Origin of the sequence: Methanococcoides sp. NM1 (genome assembly GCF_900774285.1) — an archaeon.
Classification (GTDB): Archaea; Halobacteriota; Methanosarcinia; order Methanosarcinales; family Methanosarcinaceae; genus Methanococcoides; species Methanococcoides vulcani.
In genome coordinates this window covers 133,178-151,623 of record NZ_CAAGTW010000003.1, presented here as the reverse complement: position 1 = coordinate 151,623, position 18,446 = coordinate 133,178, and the positions used below count along the sequence as shown (strand labels likewise).

The window sequence follows — 18,446 nt, the reverse complement described above, 5'->3', positions numbered from 1 at the left end:
CCTTATAATGTGGGTCGTTTTTCAATATAAACTTTTAAGTTATTTTTTGAGATTTATCCAATTTAAAAAAGAAAAAATTGGAAACAAATATTCTTCATTTTAGAATGACAGTGAATCCTTCGGGCATTTCTCAACACATCGTCCGCATTTGATACAATCCGGGTTGTTGCCTATATCACGAACTTTAAGTTCCATGGGACAGACCTTCTCACAGAGCTTGCAGTCAACACATGACTCATGATCCATCTGAAGCTGGTGTTTGTTACCGCCGATGAACCTCTGCATTGTTCCCATTGGACAGGCGTTACACCAGGATCTTGTATTGAAGTAACCTCCAAGCATTGTGCCGATGATGGTTGTTACAAGACACATTGAGACAAGGATGGTACCGATGAGCTCAAAGGTGTTCTGTGCAGCAAATGTGACTGAGATACGGTACATCATGAGAGCCATCATGAGCGTGAATGCAGGAACCCTGACCCACATGCTTGACAGGATCTTTGGGATCTTCCTTTTCTTTGAGATCTTGATAATCCCGTAATCGAAGTAGCTTCCACGTGGACAGAGATTCCCACAGAACCAACGCCCTCTGAAGAGGCTGGTTATGAACAGTGTACCCATGACAAGGAACATGAAGTAACCAAGGATCGGATACCAGAGACCCCCGAGAGAGACTATGACCACCAAAGAACCAAGATAAGGTGTTATCTTAAGCATTTACCAGCCCTCCAGTTCCTGTTCGACCTTCGTTACCCATTTGCTGACAATGCCCATGATCAGCTCTTTGATCTCTGTTTTGCTGTTTATCCTGTAAATGAATGAATATCCGCCTCCGTCGAGGTTGTTCTGTGATTTTGTCAGTATACCTTTCTCATGCAGCTTCTTGACAGACCTCTGGACGGTTGAAAGGTCGAGTTCTGTAAGAATTGCGATCTGCTCCGTTTTGCTCCAGATATCAGGCTCTTCAAAGAAGTACTCCAATACTTTCATGTCAGCCCGCGTCAGGTTCAGAGCACATTTTATCACATCTTTAATTTTGAATTCCTTACATGCGAAATCTATCATTGAATCACCTTCATTTATTATCAGTACTGCTACATTGCCACAGTTCTATATAAACATGGTTAAGTACTGGAGGAAGAGGGATGGTTTTGGCAGTACCGTGGATAACTGTGAGGATCTGGCAGTTTTTCAAATTGTAAAAGATTATTCAGGATACAAGAGTATATCAAAAAATAAACAGTTCATACCAATACTTTCACATTGCTTGCCAAATGTTTATAATGTTTCTATTTGTATTGTTTCATACGATAAAGAAGATGATTTGTATGAGGAAAGATTTTGAGAAAAGAAGCAAAGAAAATCTAAATTGTTCATTATGTGAAAAAAGATATCAATGTAAATTGGTTGAACAAGGTTTTCCAGAAATTTGTGAGAAAAATTCAAACAAAAGAAATAAAACAAAATCTGAAATTGCTCCAAAAAAATCAAACCTTTCAAAAAAGCAATCTAATCCAAACCATTTTAGAACGGGAAGAATATACAAAGTGAAAATTGTAGAAAAAACAAGATTTGGATTGGGCGTTGCAAAAAAAATGAATTCTAGAATATATGTTGAAAACTATATTGGTATGAAAATCGGAGATGAAATAAAAATTCAAATAATTCAAAATAATAACAATAATAACATACATGCTAAAAAAGTAAACCCGGAAGCAAAAACACCCATCAAAAAAAGACAAGTATTAGTCCCAAACATTCCAAATACCACATCAGAAGGTGAATTAATCGCTTCAAGCCCGTGGGTGGATTCTCAAGGAAAAAGAAATAAGAACGGAACATTTTCTTACAAAAAATGTAATGCATGCGGTGGAAGATGTTCATGGGATTCAAGCCAAAATAACTATTTTTGTGAAAAATGTGGATTTGAAAATTGAACAAAAGAGAACATGAACAATACATATACACCAACGTACAACAACCGACATTGGAAAAAAGAATCGCCTGCCGGATTTTACCTACATATTTATCAATGATGGACTATTATCAAAACGGCAGGAGATTAACATGAGCACACGCGAGTATATGCTTGGAAACGTGGCGATCGCACGCGGTATCGTGGAAGGAGGAGGTAAAGTTATCTCCGGGTATCCCGGTACGCCTTCTTCTGAGATCGTTGATACGTTATCTGCAATGAAAGAACGTGATTTCTACGTTGAATGGTCAGTTAATGAAAAAGTTGCTATGGAGGTTGCTGCAGGAGCTGCCATGACAGGTGTGCGTTCTGTGGTGACAATGAAACACGTCGGTCTGAACGTTGCAGCAGACCCCCTTATGACACTTTCTTACATGGGTGTCAAAGGTGGAATGATCATCATTGTTGCTGATGATCCTGCATGTCATTCATCACAGAATGAACAGGACACACGTAAGTATTCCGAATTCTCACTTATGCCATGTCTTGACCCTTCCACCCCACAGGAAGCAAAGGACATGATCCCATACGCATTCGAACTTTCCGAGAAGTTCGGGCTCCCTGTGATATTCAGGCCAACAACAAGGATATCACACGGCAAATCCAACATCGAGCTTGGGCCAATAACCGAACACAGTGTCGAAGCAAAGTTCGAAAAGGACACTTCACGCTGGGTAATGATCCCAAGCAATGCAAGACTCAGGCACCCACACCTCCTTGAGATACAGGACGGTATCAGGGAAGAGCTTGAGAACTCACCATGGAACGACCTTACCATCAACGAGAACTCAAAGATCGGCATCATCGCATCCGGCCTGGGCTCAGTATATGCTAAGGAAGCCATGGAGAACCTCGGTCTGGAAGTATCCTTCCTGAAGATCGGTGCATATCCTGTACCTGAAGGTCTTATCAGGAAGATGTATGAGCAGGCTGAGACAGTGCTTGTCATCGAGGAACTTGAGCCTATAGTGGAAGACCGCTGTAAGATCATAGCAAAGGACATCGAAAGCCCTGTGAAGATACTCGGTAAGACAGACGGTCTTGTTCCAAGGGTCAGCGAACTCACAGTCGATATCTGTGTAAAGGCGATCGGAGAAGCTTTCGGCATTGAAACGAATGTTCCGGAAATAGCTGAAATTGATATGGAACTGCCACCAAGACCACCTGCAATGTGTCCCGGATGTTCACACCGTGCGGCCTACCATGCAATGAAGAAGGTCTTCGGCAAGAACGCTGTGTTCCCAAGTGACATCGGTTGCTACACCCTTGGCATACAGAACGGAACCGTCGATACAACACTATGTATGGGTGGAAGTATCACCGTTGCATCAGGTATCTACGATGCAGGTGAGAAGCAGCCTATCTGCTGTTCCATTGGAGATTCCACATTCTTCCATACCGGGATGAATGGGTTGCTCAACGCGGTCTACAACAAGGCCAACATCACAATAACCATCCTTGACAACCGTATCACTGCAATGACAGGTCACCAGCCAAACCCTGGCATGGGACTGACATCCACAGGCGAACCTACAAAAGAGGTCGATATGGAACTGCTCTGCCGCGGACTTGGTGCGGAATTCGTGGAAACCGTCGATCCGTATGATGTCAAGGCCACCGAAGAAGTGTTCAAACGTGCAAAGGACTTCGAAGGTCCTTCTGTGGTCATCACAAAACAGGCATGTGTCATCTCAGCACGCAGAGCCGGTGTCAGACGCATACCTTTCAGAGTTGATACAGAGAAATGTATCGGATGCAGAATGTGTGTCAATCTCGGATGTCCTGCTATCGAGTTCGATAAAGAATCAAAGAAAGCACATATCAATGCAATGTGCACAGGTTGTGGACTCTGTAGTGTAGTCTGCAAGTTCGATGCTATCGTGGAGGTGCAGAAATGAGCAGTAAAGCTTCTGAATTTGATCTTGTTATCTCAGGTGTCGGTGGGCAGGGAGCGATCCTTGCATCAGATATCATCGGCAGGTCAGCAGTCCTTGAAGGAAAAAGCGTAAGGGCAGCAGAAACACATGGAATGGCACAGCGTGGCGGTTCAGTTGTCAACCACATCCGTATTGGCTGTGACCTTGGCTCCATGATCCCGCTCAAAGGCGCAGATTGTCTGCTCGCGCTCGAACCCGTGGAAGCCCTGCGTTACATCGAGTTCCTTGCAGATGACGGTGTCATCATCATGAACACCGAATCAGTCTACCCGGTAACGGTCAGTACAGGAAAGGCAACTTACCCGCCTGTTGACAGCATCGTGGAAAAGCTGAAGGAAACACACCGCGTCATCGCTTTCAATGCAGGTGAAAAAGCAGCAGAGGCCGGAAGCAGGCAGGCAACGAACGTTGTCCTTGTCGGAGCCGTTTCCAACTTCCTGCCTATCAAGACGGAAACCCTGCTTGACCGCGTTAAAGAGATGGTCCCTCCAAAGACCATTGACACGAACGTAAAAGCATTTGAAATGGGAAGAAGCATGGTCGAATAAGACCATAGCTTCAATTTTTTGTTTTTTAACCAGAGATGTATACCATCAGGACAGAAGATCTCGACCTGGATTTTACGCTCGACTGCGGTCAGGTGTTCCGCTGGGATAAGGACGGTGACTGGTGGACAGGCGTTGTCAACGGTGCTATTGCCCGCATAAAGCAGAACCCTGGAACCGCTGACCTGTTGGTCGATTCATCTCTTGATGAAGACTTTTTTTATCATTATTTCAGGCTCGACGACGACCTGCCGGCAATATTCGAGCAGATCGACAAGGACGAGCATATGGATATTGCGATCCGTAAATATCACGGATTACGTTTGATACGTCAGGATCCCTGGGAATGCCTTATCTCCTACATGCTTGCCACTGCCTCGAACATCCCGCGTATCAAGAAGAACATATCCATGCTTTCAGCAATGTTCGGAGAAGAACTGGAAGACGGTCTCTACAGCTTCCCGAAAGCAGAAGACCTCGCAGCAACCTGCTGTGATGAACTTTGCGAATGCAAGATGGGATTTCGCACAGCCCGTATAATCAAGGCAGCAAATGTCATTGTAAGCGAGGACATTGTCCTTGATGAACTGTTCCGGCTTGACTATCAGGCTGCAAAGAAAGAGCTGATGTCACTGGAGGGTATCGGTGAGAAGGTTGCTGACTGTATCCTGCTGTTCGCCTTTGATAAGATGGAAGGCTTCCCTGTGGATACCCACGTGGAGAAGATCGTCAGGACCTACTACGGCAATGACCCTTTCTTTGAAGACAAGGTCACCAAGACAAAAATAGGAAACTGGGGCAGGCAATATTTTGGGAAGTACTGCGGCTACGCCCAGCAATACCTGTTCTACCAGAAACGTCTCGAAGGCCTTATCTAAAGCCACTCAAAGCCAGCTATTGATGAAACTTCGAAGTCCCTCGTCATTCAACTCAAGGATCTGTTCACCTTCAAGAATGGTAAACCCTTCCCTTACGCTCTTTGAGATGTGCTTTCCAAGGGAACATCCGGCAACTTCGGATTCCAGAAATACAACTGCATCGGTATATTTGCGGGGGATCTCAGCAACATAGAAACCATCCTTAATGCTCAGCGAGTAAGCATCCGGATTATCCACATATTTTGCCCTGAATGCTTCAGCATGAGCTCGTACCCAAACCGGTGGCCCTCTGTGCCTTTTCACATCAGGAAGTGTTCTTGACAACATCTCCAGGAATACGATCGAATCCTCGCCACTCCATTTACCTGCCTTCAAAACGGTAAACTCGTTCTTTTCAAGCAGTGGTACAATGGAATGTTCCATCTTCGCGAACTGCGGATAGAAAATATCATCCACAACATCAGGTGTCTTGAAAACAATAGCTATCAATGATGTACCACGGCGATTCATCCTGTCCAGCAGATCGTCGTCCGAGATAGGAGGTTTTGCAGAAGAGAAGAACATACTTTCATCGGGAGCATTAAGGAAGCTTCTGGAAACATCTATGAACGTACAGAACTTGTCCAGAGACAGTGCTGCAGCCACATTCCTTCGGGGGTCTGTGGGATCGATAACAACAAGAGGGTCCTCGAATTTCAGGCAGCCGTGTTCCATGTGGTCCAGAAGCAGACCCGGATGCCATTCACAGGCAGCTTCCAGCACCTTTTCGAAAGAACCGTAGTTGATCACCAACAGCTCTGTGAGATACCCCGAGAAACCTTCGGTCTTAAGTTCGGAGCCATAGACACCTGTACCTTTCATGAACTGCTTGAGCAACAGTACATCGTCTTCGCGACCATGGAGATGGGCCTTTATGAACTCATTGTGAAAAGGAGTCCTGTCCACTGCAGAAAGGATACATGATGCACTGGAAACACTATAACATGGAACAAGATCAACGTCAAAACCACCGTATTTCATCTTGACGTAAGGATGCTCAGCATAGTGTTCATCCCACTCCTGTGCTTCTTTTGCGATCTGCCGGCCAATGGACAGACCGTAGCTTTCAAGGTCCTCACGGCTTGTCGTATCAGGGAACATGATGAATATATCAAGATCATGAGTTCCGGATATCCAAGTACCTCTGGCAGCTGAGCCTACAAGTTGTGTCTTTACACCCGTTAAGCCAACTTTAAAGGTCATGCAATCGATCTTGTACATCAGTTCATCGGCAACTTTGGTCAGGCGTGCCCGTTCTTCATCTGATGGCTTGATCTTATCCAGAATTCTGTTTTTGATATCTTCCATGTTCACTCTCTCAATGATAGTCCTTGTACATACTACTCCTCAAAGGTATAAAACCATTTGATATAGAACCATTTTTGAATACAGGTTCTTTTGTGTGCAGGATACTATACAGATGCTTTAATTACCAAAACAGATAACCATTTATACAGATTAAAACTATATTTTACTGTACTTCCAGAACAAAAATACCATTCGGAGGCTCAGGGGGAACGACCGGAAATATCGGGGAGCCGGTGCCGAAATGGAACCACTAAAGATCACTACGGAGGAGTCTATAACATGATAAGTGAAAAGATGGTCGATGCGCTTAACTCACAGATCAACAAGGAAATGTATTCTGCATACCTCTACATGGCAATGTCCGCTTACAGTTCGAACATCGGACTTAACGGGTTCGCGAACTGGTTCATGATCCAGTATCAGGAAGAGATGGTACACGCCATGAAGCTCTACAATTATATTAGTGATCAGGGAGCTCCGGTCGAACTTATGGAGATAGAAAAACCACCACAGGATTTCGGCACTGCACTTGATATGTTCTATGCAACCCTTGAGCATGAGCAGTTCATCACACGTTCAATCAATGACCTTGTTGACCTTGCAATAGAAGAGAAGGACCATGCAACCCATATCTTCCTCCAGTGGTACATCACCGAGCAGATCGAGGAAGAAGGGAATGACAATGAGATCATCGACAAGCTCAAACTTGCAGGCGAGGAAGGTAACGGCCTGTTCATGATCGACAAGGAACTTGCAACAAGGATATTCAACCCGCCTGCAGCAGTAACTGACTGGACACAGGTCAGGTGATATTTGTGACAGGAAATCCAGAAGAAGTAAAGCAGGTCAAAGGCTCTATGCCGAAAGCTATCAGAATGGCTAAAGAGATGGACGATGACTTCGGACAGGGACTTGCAGGGTTCTACAAGGCTATCTGGAAGGACAGGGAAGACGGACTTTCAATGAAGAACAAACACCTCATTGTCTTCGCCATAGCCTGCTCCAGGAACAACACCAACAGTGCCAAGAAGATCCTTGTGAAGCTCAAGAAGCACGGTGCTACAAGAGCTGAGATCAATGATGCAATGATGATGGCCTCATGGGCTGGCGGAATCCAGAACTTTACTGACATCAGCACCGATGTGCTGCCGGAAATGGATAAACTTGGATTCTAAGGCTTTATCAAAGCCTTAACTTCTTTTTTGTGGTCACAATAACTTTGTGCTTCAATGTTGCATATGATGCAATACCTGAGGCCATTGGATTTGCAAAACCCCACGATCTTTTTGTTTGCTGTAAATTTTATCACTGAAGCTACAAAGAACATTACAAAATATGTCCTAAAATTGCCTTGCTCCGGACATTAATCAGAATAAAGGATATTCTTCGGGCTGATTAATATCAATCGGATCGATGAAAGATTGTCACAGTAATTGATATATATGATAACAGTCATAGATTTTTACAATGTTGAGCTCAATTGGGTCTTGCAGGAACAATTACAGTTGCAGGATTTGCTGGTCTAATAGGTCTACTTATATCACCTGCTGCTTCAGTAACACTGAATACATTAGTTACTATAAGAGTGAAAAACTTTTATTGGAAGGAACAAAGTTGGGAATTTATTAAGGAGGATTTTGCTAAATCTCTGTTTTCAAACATTGAAGGGTAATAAATGGACATCAAAAAATTAATACTCTCAATTATCATATCTTCAGTGATCATCGTTATTACAACTGGAGTAAACCATCTAGAGCACGCATTGCGCACAACAATTGGGGACTTATTGACATTTCCTATTGTGTTTTTCAGCATGTTTCTTTTACCGATAGCTCCTATTATGTATGGATTGATTACAAGGGATAAAATCGGATCCGTTATAATTGGAGTTATACCTGTAATCGGACTTTTTCTTAATATATATTTGAGCTTAATCATATCAGGAGACTTTACCAGTATGGATACTCTTACTTATTTTGGGATCCTGGCTGTCCTCGGTGGTTTGGAAGGCTATTTTGCATCAATAAAAGAAATACAGTACAATATTCTTGCGATATGTTGTTTTCTGTTCTGGGTAGTATTTTTTATAAGAGGGTTTGTTGATTGAACTCAGAGGCATGCTGTTCACCTGAAAATTCAGTACATTTGGTGGGGAGTGCATGCACTGTCAAATTATATAGGGTTAAAAAATAGAACTGTCAAAGTGGGGGTATAATTATTAAAAAAATACTAAACTACTCATTAGCTTAGAAATTTTGGTGCTAATTCTGCTGAGTTACTTTATTGTTTATCCTCTTTTATTGGTCGGATCTCCAACACCTCTATTTTATATAAATAACAATGATCTCCAAAGCCATGAAGTAATCGTTGAAGTATTTGACTCACATAATAAATCCATATTCAAAGAAACGTATGAATTGGCTCCCGAAGAGCACGTATCGCAACCTAAATCATTATGGCTACTGTTTCGATGGTCAATGCCATGGTCTAAGGGAAAATATATGTATTGGGCAGAGGGAGAGTATGAATTTAAAGTTAGTTTAGACAGAAATATTACGGACACTTGTAGAACACTGCCACATGCCTGGAGTTCTGTAGATATAGATATAAATAAAGCAAATACTTCCAACTTTCCCATGGATATAGGAGTAATAACTGTATAATCCATTGAATCCCGGAACATATCACTGTTGATCTTGGGCAATTTTGGAATTTTATTTATATCGAAGTGGTGATGACAAGGATTGTGTGACCTTCCTAGCTTCACATTGCTCCTGCAGAGACCTCGACTGAGAGCGGTAAATTCCAATGCAGTGGCACATTTTAGTGGAAATGACCATTGCAGACACCAAAAACACAAGCAACATCATGAAAATATCCCGGAATTATCCTGTTTCCGACATTAATCAGAATGGTGAATATTAATCGGACTGATTAATATTAACCGGATCGATGAATATTCATCACAGTAATTAATGTATAAGATGAAAGTAATAGATTTTTCTGGAGTGGGGGCTCAACCGGATTTGGGTAGAAGCTGAACCCCACGTGCCCGGAGGCATGATTAGGTTTTAACCTTTGTACTATATAAGCCTAGCTTTGCCTTCTGGAATGAATAAAGCAGGAGATAAAATAAATGAAAATAAACATGAAATTTGGGATGGGTGTGATACTTGCCGCAATGTTGCTGGTAAGCATGGCATTTGTACCGGCTGTGAGTGCGCAAAGTGGGCTTCCAAACAAAGATCAATATGTCAATTCAACAAACGATGTTAGTATAGAAGATGCTGAAGCAGTTGCTTCATATTATGTACGATACATCCCGTCGTTTATGGAAAACTTCCAGGGATGGCAAGAAGCAACTGTGGAACAATCCGAAGTATATTATGATCTCGATGGTAAAAAATCGGCTTATGCCTTCAACGTAATTGAAAATGGACAGTATGCAGGATATATTCTTGTTTCAGCAACGAAGGATAATTACCCGATTCTTGAGTTCTCAAAAGGCAAAACACCAAATGCAATAGCAGAACTTACAACTCGTTCTGAAACAATGGCAAAAGAGCGTGCAAACAAAAACAAATTATCCATTGGAAAAGCAAGACCTCTTTATCTGGGTGCAACTTTTTACTATAAGGAGTATCCTCTGATAGATGCACATGGAAAAACTGTAGACAGTGTAGTAGTGGATTTGACAGCACCATCGATAGTAGACTTTACCGAATTACAGATGGAAATCCCAATCGGTGAAGGGGATTTACTACAACAACAGCAGATGAAAAAGGAGGAAGCTAGTGTACAATGGGATGCTTTAGAAGAAAGAATGTTGATGGAGAGCACCACAACAGAAAGTACATTATCCGGTAGTTTGGGATATATCTATGACGTACCTAACTATCTATGGCATGTAGGGTGTTCTCCAACCGCAGCTGCGATGGTGCTGGGATATTGGGACATCCATGGTTATCCAAATATTCTCCTTTCCAGCGACGAAAAGCCACTGATAGAAGAGTTGGCAGCTGCAATGGAAACATCTGATTGGCCACGGCCGGATGGAGGGACTTGGCCATGGGATATTGACAACGGGATAGAGACAGTCTGCAAAAATCATGGATATAGCAACTTCGATGCAAGCAATGATTACTATGTATCATGGAATGAAGTAAAAACTGAAGTGGATGGGAACAGACCTTTTGTGATTAATATGTTACAGGGTGGCACAGGCAGTGGATATTCTCAACCCTATGGAGATCATCGTGTTACTTGTATTGGATACTCCGATGGGACCGAAGACTATGTTTTCATACATGATACCTGGGATACAGAAAATCACCATTACATAGCGTTTGGAAACTGGTGGGGTGCAATGGCAACATGGGTGAGACCTTAATCACCCACTTTATTTTTACAGAATTTTAAGGTATGGAAAATGAACAAAAAAGCAATTCTGTTGGTACTTTTTATAACTGCTGTTGGAGTATGGTTTATTCTTGATTTCATTACGATTGGTCCAGGTCTCCCCCCTTCTGAATCCATGCCAGATTGGTATGTCCCAAAATCAATCACTGATAGTAAACAAGAATGTACTCCATTCTTTCCAAAAATCTCAAAATTTTGCAGTTATGGGAATTATACACGAAGGACGATGTTAGCTGTATGGTACTTTGATGATGATAAAAAGTTCCTGCAATCAGAGAATGAATTGAACGAATATTTATCAGAACATGGAAAAATTTCTACTCTACAATTAGATATAAGTGAAGAAATAGATGAAGAAATCAAAAGACTTGAAAGTAAGAATGTCTGGCGACCAACACTAGGTCCAAAACGTTTCGATGCCACCAAGTATGAAAGTGAAATAACGTCCGGATATTTTTTGGTATATAAAAATCCATTCCTTGAAAGCAGAGAAGACTACTTTATAGTTTACTATGGAACCAGAGAATCTGTTAATCTCTCAGAACAAACTCCAGTATTAAAAAAGCTGATTGCAAAGTCATATTATATGGCTAATGAAGATGGAACAGTAGAAGGTCTAAAAATATAATGGGAAAGCTACTGTGATAAATGAAAATTGAATAGTATCCAGGAGGCGGTTCAATCCACCTTTTTATTGTTCAGAACATTGGTGGAAAAATTAATGAACATTAAAAATTTAGTCATTTCAATAATCATATCTTCAGTGATTATCGTTACTACAACTGGAGTATTTCATTTTGAACATAATTAGATACAACAATTGGTAGCTCATTGACATCTCTGATTGAGATTTTGGGATTATTTCTTCTCGCACTGGCCCTAATCATGTATGGATTGATCACAAGGGATAAGATCGGATCCGTCATAATTGGAGTGGTACCTGTGGTCGGACTTTTCCTTTATTTCGAATTGAGTTCAATCATATCTGGAGAATTTATCAGTATGGGGATTCTTGCTTATTTTGGAATTCTGGCCATCCTCGCTGGTATGGAAGGCTATTTTGCATCAATAAAAGAAATACAGTACAACATTCTTGCGATATGTTGTTTTCTGTTCTGAGTGGTAATTTTTATCAGAGGATTTATTGATTGAACTCAGAGGCATACTATTTACCTCAAGGGCCGGTACATTGGATGGATAGGATGTGTACTTTCAAATTTGGGATAAATAAGTTTTTAGGTCAAAGTACACCGGCCTCAAATCATTATAACTTTTGACCGATCCTTATAATACTCAAAGAGTCTCTTTCCCCAGCCAACCGCCGTCGGATAAAAGCTGAATATGCCATTCGTGATATCATAGGTCACCCCGTCTTTTTTGTACAGGCTCAATGACAGGCATTTATCGGTGACAATGAGCCCCAGTCTGATGTTTTCATCCATGACCATTAATTTGAAGTTTTCATAATCCTTCAGTGCATTGATCTTTTCGACATAGGGTTCCTGCTTCAATTGTTCTGCAACATCGGAGGAAACTACAAGTTCAACAGGAATTCCCTCACATACCTTTTTTGATATGGAATCCGCATATTCCGTGGTTACGACGGATGAGACCCCGAACACATGCTCAGCCTCTTTTATGATCTTCAGATTAGTGCCGTATACATTGAATATCTCTATATTGCTATCACTGATGATCTCGGAATTGTAAAGGTATCCGATCTCCTTCAATAATGAGGAAGGTATTACTTCGAGGCAATGATCTGACCAGAAACACTTATGCTTATTGATTGTCCCCATTATCATGAAGGAATCCACGATCCTTGATGCTATGATCTGTCCGAGCCGGGTCAGGCAGTATCCGTCTTTCTTTGCCTCTATAAGCTGGCCAGATTCCAGTTTCCTGATCTTTGGCAGTATTGCCTGGGATGTGCTGCCGGTAATTTCACGCAGTTGAGAAAGCGTTTTGCTGCCTTCATTTAATGACAGCAGTATCTCGGTAATGAGTCTGGATCTGTATATCGCCTGGACATCATTCCCGGCTTTTCTGTAGATCTCAAGAATATCCATATCCTGTACCATTCTGAAGAGGTATGCAGATAATCTGCTCATGGTGATTTATTGAATGTTCTGGTAGTTTTACGTCTTTTGTCTGCCTAGACGAAAGTAAAATCTCGTACCTTTGCTCCCAGTTAAAATATACAGTGTCATTATAAATAAGTTATTTGGAATAAAATTACACGTAGAATATAAATTATATGGCTGGATTAACAATAAAAACATTATGAATGTAAAATATATGGGATTTCGCCCCAATACTTCATGTGACGCAATATCTGAAATCATCAGATTTGTGAATAAGTCATGATTTTTTTTGTTTGCTGTAAATGTTATCCGCTGAAACCACAAGGAACATCATGAAAAATATCCAGGAATTATCCTGTTACTGACATTAATCAGAATGGTGAATATTAATCGGTCTGATTAATATTAACCGGATCGATGAATATTCATCACAGTAATTAATGTATATGATGAAGGTAATAGAATTTTCCGGAGTGGGGGTCAACCGGATTTAGGTAGAAGCTGAACCCCACGTGCCCGGAGGCAAGATTAGGTTTTAACCGTTGTACTATATAAGCGTAGCTTTGCCTCCTGAAATGAATAAAGCAGGAGATAAAATAAATGAAAACAAACATGAAATTTGGAATCGGTGTGATACTTGCCGCAATGTTGCTGGTAAGCATGGCATTTGTACCTGGAACAGCGTTTGCGAATGGCAACAATCCAGATAATTTACAAAAAATCGAGTTTGATAAAAATTCACTCGAATTTGCGGAAATACTAGACGATTTTGAAACGGTCACAGTAAATCCTGCAATTTTTAAAAAATCTGCGGATGATGGTTTGGTAAAACTAAGACTGTTAGGAAAAGAATTTGATATAGAACTTCAGGAAGTTTCTATCCAAAGCGAAGATGCAAAACTTGTAATAGTAAATGAAACCGAACAATATGTCATGGATGCACCAAAAATACATACATACGAAGGGAAAATTATTGGTGATTCAAACAGCAGTGTTTTGTTGACAGTAGCTGATGACGTCATTCTTGGAAAAGTTGCAGTTGAAGATAAATCCTACTATCTTGAACAAACCAACAAAAAACATAATGGAAAGGTTGTCCATGTTGTTTATGTTTCAGATGCAATAAAGAAAAGAGAAATTCTAGAGTATAATACCGATGGAACACTCGAACAAGCACCTCTAGAAATTTTGCCATTACCCGAAAAAACCACCTCACTAAGTACACTGAGTACAACCACTGTTGATCTTCTGGCAGGTTATGATACGGAATTTTCTAATAAATTCTCTAATCCTACGGCTGAAATTAACAATATGGTAGCCAGTGCAAATAGTGCATTCTCTGCAGCGAATGTAAATCTGAATACCAAAGCCATCTACTACTATTCAAATATCCAAAATGATGATGCAACCGCTGTCAGAGATAATTTTGTATCTGAAGCTTCAAGTGACAGAGACAGTGATAATTGTGATCTGGCATTTTTATTCTCTGGAAAAGAGTTCGACGGTTCTGTTATTGGAAAATCTATGCAATATACAGGAAGCTCAAGTGAAGCATATGCGGTAGCTCAGATGGTATCGCCTGGAATCTTTTCGTCTTATGGTGCAACTTATAATGAAAGATGTATTCTCACAGCACATGAGATTGGACATAATTTCGGTGCAACCCATTCTGAAGCCTATAAATGGAATATTGCAAGTACAACCCATTTCACAACAATGTGGAGTCCATTCGCAGGTACATCCTATCCAGATTATATGGAACTTGAATTCTCTAATATAAACGACCATGGAGACTCTAGTCACAACAATATCGCGGATATTATAGCTAATAAAGGAACGGTTGCAGGATTCCAATGAATTGTTAGTGGATAATTGTGTAATTTTAATCCCATTGTTAAATCAACAATATTCAAATAAGTGGGTAAATTTACACAATTTTCTTTTTTTTAAGAATTAAATATAAATTCTTATACTAGATAGGGTCTAAGGGAGTAAAATGACAGAAAAGAAACCAATTCTGGCTGCAATTCTAGGTATAGTTATTGCAGGAATGTTGTTAGCAAGCATTGTTTTTGTTTTACCGTCTCTTTTCCAAAAGCCTGATCCTTTAGTATTTTCCTTAAATAATATGGATATCAATGATCATGAAGTCGCAGTGGAAATCTTTGATTCAAATAACAATTCCATATTCAAAGAATCATATTTGCTGGTTCCAGGAGAGTATGTAAAATCTCCTAAAATAACATGCATAATTGGAACATATAAATATGAAATTACTTTGGATAACAATATTACCAAAACCCAGATGGCAGATGTGCGCTATGCGACTACTTTGAGTAGTTCAGATTCTTTAATTATAGCTATAGTAGACGACCCTGACGATCCTTTGGATATAGGTGTTGTAGTCTCATGATTCTGATCTTAAAGCATGAAAATTCATTATCATAAATTATTTCAATGAGGTTGGTCATTAATGATTGAAAGGCAGATGGTAATTTGTTGCACAATGACGTTCGTTTTTTTAGTTATGAGTACATCTTCAATAGCAGCAACTACAGTCACTGTGAACAATAGCACTGGCCCAGTTGCAGATTATACATCGATACAGACTGCTGTAAATCTTGCAAAAGACAACGATACTATTCTTGTATTCAGGGGAATATATACAGAAAATGTGGATGTGGATAAGGGATTAATTATAATTTCAAAGTCTGGAAATCCAAGTGATACGATTGTACAAGCTGATAACCCACATGATCATGTTTTCTATGTGAGTGCAAATAACGTTACAATCAGCGGGTTTGAAATTAAACAAGCGGAAGGTTCCCTATATAACCGTGTAGCTGGAATATATCTTGATGAAGCTCAGCATAGTATTATTTGCAATAATAGTTTGTCGAACAACTATAGAGGCATCAATCTGTTTGGATCAAATGGCAATAATCTCACAAATAATAATGCATTAAATAACAATTATGGTATCTATCTTGAAAACTCCAGTAACAATGCCCTCACAAATAATACTGCATCAAACAATGGAATAGGATTTTGTCTAAAGAATTCAGACAGCAATGCTTTGTATGGTAATGCTGCCAACTCAAACAACGCATGGGCAGGGATATGGTTACAGGAATCCAGTAACAATAACAGGCTGAATGATAATGTTGCAAATTCGAACAGATTAAGTGGCATTGCCCTCATGCTGTCAGGTAACAATACGCTGAGCAATAATAATGTTTTGAACAATAATAATGGCATCGATCTTGACCGATCCAATGATAGCATACTGAGCAATAACACTGCATTGAACAATACTCGCGGTATCCAGATTTGTACTTCCAGCAACAACAAGCTAATCAATAACAATGTTTCAAATAATGGAGCTGGTATCAATGTTTATGATTCTAATAACAACTATCTGAATAACAACACTGTAAACTCAAACAACAATAATGGAATCAAAATTTGGCGTTCAAGCAGGAACGAGCTCAAAAATAATACTGCAAATTTAAACAACTTTAATGGTATTCACCTTAGGATTTTCAACAACAACAGACTAATTAATAACATTGCAGACTCGAATAACTGGAATGGTATCCATCTTGAATACTCTGAAAACAATGATTTAATCAATAACATTGTAAATCTAAATAAGAAAAACGGCATCAATCTGGATGAATCCAATAGCAACGACTTGAACAATAACACTGCAAATTCTAACATCGATTTTGGCATATATCTGGTGGATTCCAACAACAATATCGTGAAGGGTAATTTCCTATTAAACAATAGCAAAGGTGTTGAGATGATAGACTCCAACAACCAAGTCTACAATAATGAAATCAAAGACAGAGAGATCAATGATAACGAAACTAAGGATAAGGATGTCTCTAACATACCATTCATCGATTCGGTACTGACAGTAATTATATTAGGAATAGCATTTGTATTTCTTAGAAAAAAAGGAAATAAAGACAATAAAAGGAATGGCTAATAGAAGAAGAGGAATATAAGGAACTGGAAAAATAAAAGCAAGGATCGAAGAGCGAATACTCACTCTTCGTCGTAATAACCGATCTCTTCTTTTGTCAGGTAGCATGCAGGGTCATCTGCCCAGACATTACCGTACACAGCCTCGGCCCGTACACGGAAATTGCCGTTGCAGACATCGAACCATTTGCACTTTGCACATCTGTCAGCATTCTCTTTGATGCGGGGCTTCCTGTCCTTAAGACCTGCCATAAGATCATCATCAAGATCTGTCCAGATCTCACTGAACTTCCTTTCCTTCACATTGCCGAAGGTGTAGTGTCTCCAGAACTGGTCGGGGTGCACTGATCCGTCCCATGAAACACAGCCAAAGCCGATACCTGTGGAATTACCGCGGTTCATCTGCAAGAGCTCGTACACTTCCTCTGCACGTTCAGGGTTCTCCTTTGCCAATCGCATGTAGATGTATGGACCGTCACAGTGATTATCCACTGTCAGGACCTCAACAGGCATCCCCTTCTCATGAAGCTGCTTTGTGCGGTCCATGATCAGGTCAACGGTCTTGCGGCTATCTTCGAGCGAGAGGTCCTCATCGATAATTTTGGTACCCCTTCCGGCATAGACCAGGTGGTAGAAACAGATACGTGGTATGTTCTCTTCCTCGATCATATCGAATATCGCAGGAATATCAGCCACATTCTGCTTGTTAATGGTAAAACGTAATCCCACCTTGATGCCCTCTTTCCTGCAGTTGCGAAGACCTTCCATTGCAGCATCAAAAGCGCCTTTCATGCCACGGAACTTGTCGTTCGTCTCACGCACGCCGTCAATGGAAATACCTACATATGAAAGACCGATCTCCTTGAGCGTCTTTGCCGTTTCCTCGTCGATCAGCGTACCGTTGGTGGAGATAACCGCACGCATTCCTCTGGATATCGCATATTCTGCAAGCTCAGGAAGGTCCTTGCGCATCAGCGGTTCGCCGCCTGAGAAAAGCATCACGGGAGAACCGAATTCTGCAAGGTCGTCGATCAGTTCCTTGCCCTGCTCAGTGGTAAGTTCGTCCTTGAACTCGATGTCCTTTGCATGTGCATAACAGTGAACACAGCGAAGATTGCAGCGTCTGGTCATGTTCCAGACGACAACAGGTTTCTTGTCCTTTGAGAATTGCAGTAGGTGTGAAGGAAGCCGTTTTGAATCCCGCCCGTAACGAAGGGCGTCTGATGGTTCAACGGTCCCGCAATAGAGTTTTGAGATTCCTATCATTATGA

At 40.9% G+C, this 18,446-nt stretch carries 20 protein-coding genes; 15 read left to right on the top strand and 5 right to left on the bottom strand.

The annotated features are described in order from the left end of the window. Positions 1-99 precede the first annotated feature (99 nt). Positions 100-717 (bottom strand): 4Fe-4S binding protein, encoded by a 618-nt coding sequence (locus E7X56_RS04245; protein ID WP_210409242.1) that lies wholly within the window; start codon positions 715-717, stop codon positions 100-102. Beyond that, a complete protein-coding gene (locus tag E7X56_RS04240) occupies positions 718-1,065 on the bottom strand; it encodes a MarR family transcriptional regulator (protein WP_135605163.1) in 348 nt (115 codons plus the stop codon). It abuts the gene before it with no gap. A gap of 55 nt (positions 1,066-1,120) precedes the next feature. Between E7X56_RS04240 and E7X56_RS04235 the strand changes: the two genes are divergently transcribed. From E7X56_RS04235 to E7X56_RS04215, 5 genes are all read left to right on the top strand, one after another. After that, positions 1,121-1,345: a hypothetical protein gene (locus tag E7X56_RS04235; protein ID WP_135605161.1), complete on the top strand. Its 225-nt coding sequence runs from the start codon at positions 1,121-1,123 to the stop codon at positions 1,343-1,345. Continuing rightward, entirely contained in the window at positions 1,329-1,937 is a 609-nt protein-coding gene (locus tag E7X56_RS04230; protein WP_135605160.1) for a hypothetical protein, read from the top strand. The genes E7X56_RS04235 and E7X56_RS04230 overlap by 17 nt, the downstream gene beginning before the upstream one ends. A 130-nt stretch (positions 1,938-2,067) precedes the next feature. Then, a complete protein-coding gene (gene iorA, locus E7X56_RS04225; protein WP_135605157.1) occupies positions 2,068-3,873 on the top strand; it encodes an indolepyruvate ferredoxin oxidoreductase subunit alpha in 1,806 nt (601 codons plus the stop codon). Further along, entirely contained in the window at positions 3,870-4,460 is a 591-nt protein-coding gene (locus tag E7X56_RS04220) for an indolepyruvate oxidoreductase subunit beta (protein WP_135605155.1), read from the top strand. The genes iorA and E7X56_RS04220 overlap by 4 nt, the downstream gene beginning before the upstream one ends. A gap of 35 nt (positions 4,461-4,495) precedes the next feature. Next, positions 4,496-5,335 (top strand): DNA-3-methyladenine glycosylase, encoded by an 840-nt coding sequence (locus E7X56_RS04215; protein ID WP_135605153.1) that lies wholly within the window; start codon positions 4,496-4,498, stop codon positions 5,333-5,335. A 6-nt stretch (positions 5,336-5,341) separates the two neighbouring features. On the opposite strand, the gene cca is transcribed toward E7X56_RS04215, so the two are convergent. After that, entirely contained in the window at positions 5,342-6,682 is a 1,341-nt protein-coding gene (cca, locus tag E7X56_RS04210) for a CCA tRNA nucleotidyltransferase (protein WP_135605151.1), read from the bottom strand. A 279-nt stretch (positions 6,683-6,961) separates the two neighbouring features. Between cca and E7X56_RS04205 the strand changes: the two genes are divergently transcribed. The 7 genes from E7X56_RS04205 to E7X56_RS04175 all read left to right on the top strand — a co-directional run bounded on the left by E7X56_RS04205 (position 6,962) and on the right by E7X56_RS04175 (position 12,220). Beyond that, the gene (locus E7X56_RS04205; RefSeq protein WP_135605150.1) at positions 6,962-7,492 is read left to right on the top strand and encodes a ferritin; all 531 of its coding nucleotides are present in this window, start codon (positions 6,962-6,964) and stop codon (positions 7,490-7,492) included. A 5-nt stretch (positions 7,493-7,497) separates the two neighbouring features. After that, the gene (locus E7X56_RS04200) at positions 7,498-7,857 is read left to right on the top strand and encodes a carboxymuconolactone decarboxylase family protein (protein ID WP_135605148.1); all 360 of its coding nucleotides are present in this window, start codon (positions 7,498-7,500) and stop codon (positions 7,855-7,857) included. 305 nt (positions 7,858-8,162) lie between these two features. Continuing rightward, complete coding sequence (locus E7X56_RS04195; RefSeq protein ID WP_091688773.1) at positions 8,163-8,354, top strand: hypothetical protein; 192 nt, start codon at positions 8,163-8,165, stop codon at positions 8,352-8,354. A 3-nt stretch (positions 8,355-8,357) separates the two neighbouring features. Beyond that, positions 8,358-8,789, top strand: coding sequence for a hypothetical protein (locus tag E7X56_RS04190; protein WP_135605146.1), 432 nt, complete (start codon positions 8,358-8,360; stop codon positions 8,787-8,789). A 1,029-nt stretch (positions 8,790-9,818) separates the two neighbouring features. Continuing rightward, positions 9,819-11,072 (top strand): C39 family peptidase, encoded by a 1,254-nt coding sequence (locus E7X56_RS04185; RefSeq protein ID WP_135605144.1) that lies wholly within the window; start codon positions 9,819-9,821, stop codon positions 11,070-11,072. A 39-nt stretch (positions 11,073-11,111) separates the two neighbouring features. After that, entirely contained in the window at positions 11,112-11,729 is a 618-nt protein-coding gene (locus E7X56_RS04180) for a hypothetical protein (RefSeq protein WP_135605142.1), read from the top strand. Positions 11,730-11,953: 224 nt separating this feature from the next. After that, a complete protein-coding gene (locus E7X56_RS04175; protein ID WP_135605140.1) occupies positions 11,954-12,220 on the top strand; it encodes a hypothetical protein in 267 nt (88 codons plus the stop codon). Positions 12,221-12,357: 137 nt separating this feature from the next. On the opposite strand, the gene E7X56_RS04170 is transcribed toward E7X56_RS04175, so the two are convergent. Further along, a complete protein-coding gene (locus tag E7X56_RS04170; protein WP_371413345.1) occupies positions 12,358-13,212 on the bottom strand; it encodes a helix-turn-helix transcriptional regulator in 855 nt (284 codons plus the stop codon). Positions 13,213-13,785: 573 nt separating this feature from the next. Between E7X56_RS04170 and E7X56_RS04165 the strand changes: the two genes are divergently transcribed. From E7X56_RS04165 to E7X56_RS04155, 3 genes are all read left to right on the top strand, one after another. Further along, positions 13,786-15,042 (top strand): M12 family metallo-peptidase, encoded by a 1,257-nt coding sequence (locus E7X56_RS04165; RefSeq protein WP_135605138.1) that lies wholly within the window; start codon positions 13,786-13,788, stop codon positions 15,040-15,042. Positions 15,043-15,181: 139 nt separating this feature from the next. Next, positions 15,182-15,598 carry a hypothetical protein gene (locus tag E7X56_RS04160; RefSeq protein WP_135605136.1) on the top strand — a complete coding sequence of 139 codons (417 nt, stop codon included), beginning with the start codon at positions 15,182-15,184 and terminating at the stop codon, positions 15,596-15,598. 114 nt (positions 15,599-15,712) lie between these two features. Further along, entirely contained in the window at positions 15,713-17,179 is a 1,467-nt protein-coding gene (locus E7X56_RS04155; RefSeq protein ID WP_167879439.1) for a NosD domain-containing protein, read from the top strand. 59 nt (positions 17,180-17,238) lie between these two features. Here the strand turns inward: E7X56_RS04155 and ahbC are convergent, their stop codons facing one another. Next, a complete protein-coding gene (gene ahbC, locus E7X56_RS04150) occupies positions 17,239-18,441 on the bottom strand; it encodes a 12,18-didecarboxysiroheme deacetylase (protein ID WP_135605132.1) in 1,203 nt (400 codons plus the stop codon). Between the last annotated feature and the right edge of the window lie 5 nt (positions 18,442-18,446).

Bases quoted from the DNA above. Each gene is read 5' to 3' on its own strand.
- E7X56_RS04245 (WP_210409242.1), bottom strand. From the start codon at position 717: ATGCTTAAGATAACACCTTATCTTGGTTCTTTGGTGGTCATAGTCTCT.
- E7X56_RS04240 (WP_135605163.1), bottom strand. From the start codon at position 1,065: ATGATAGATTTCGCATGTAAGGAATTCAAAATTAAAGATGTGATAAAA.
- E7X56_RS04235 (WP_135605161.1), top strand. From the start codon at position 1,121: ATGGTTAAGTACTGGAGGAAGAGGGATGGTTTTGGCAGTACCGTGGAT.
- E7X56_RS04230 (WP_135605160.1), top strand. From the start codon at position 1,329: ATGAGGAAAGATTTTGAGAAAAGAAGCAAAGAAAATCTAAATTGTTCA.
- iorA (WP_135605157.1), top strand. From the start codon at position 2,068: ATGAGCACACGCGAGTATATGCTTGGAAACGTGGCGATCGCACGCGGT.
- E7X56_RS04220 (WP_135605155.1), top strand. From the start codon at position 3,870: ATGAGCAGTAAAGCTTCTGAATTTGATCTTGTTATCTCAGGTGTCGGT.
- E7X56_RS04215 (WP_135605153.1), top strand. From the start codon at position 4,496: ATGTATACCATCAGGACAGAAGATCTCGACCTGGATTTTACGCTCGAC.
- cca (WP_135605151.1), bottom strand. From the start codon at position 6,682: ATGGAAGATATCAAAAACAGAATTCTGGATAAGATCAAGCCATCAGAT.
- E7X56_RS04205 (WP_135605150.1), top strand. From the start codon at position 6,962: ATGATAAGTGAAAAGATGGTCGATGCGCTTAACTCACAGATCAACAAG.
- E7X56_RS04190 (WP_135605146.1), top strand. From the start codon at position 8,358: ATGGACATCAAAAAATTAATACTCTCAATTATCATATCTTCAGTGATC.
- E7X56_RS04185 (WP_135605144.1), top strand. From the start codon at position 9,819: ATGAAAATAAACATGAAATTTGGGATGGGTGTGATACTTGCCGCAATG.
- E7X56_RS04180 (WP_135605142.1), top strand. From the start codon at position 11,112: ATGAACAAAAAAGCAATTCTGTTGGTACTTTTTATAACTGCTGTTGGA.
- E7X56_RS04170 (WP_371413345.1), bottom strand. From the start codon at position 13,212: ATGAGCAGATTATCTGCATACCTCTTCAGAATGGTACAGGATATGGAT.
- E7X56_RS04165 (WP_135605138.1), top strand. From the start codon at position 13,786: ATGAAAACAAACATGAAATTTGGAATCGGTGTGATACTTGCCGCAATG.
- E7X56_RS04160 (WP_135605136.1), top strand. From the start codon at position 15,182: ATGACAGAAAAGAAACCAATTCTGGCTGCAATTCTAGGTATAGTTATT.
- E7X56_RS04155 (WP_167879439.1), top strand. From the start codon at position 15,713: ATGAGTACATCTTCAATAGCAGCAACTACAGTCACTGTGAACAATAGC.
- ahbC (WP_135605132.1), bottom strand. From the start codon at position 18,441: ATGATAGGAATCTCAAAACTCTATTGCGGGACCGTTGAACCATCAGAC.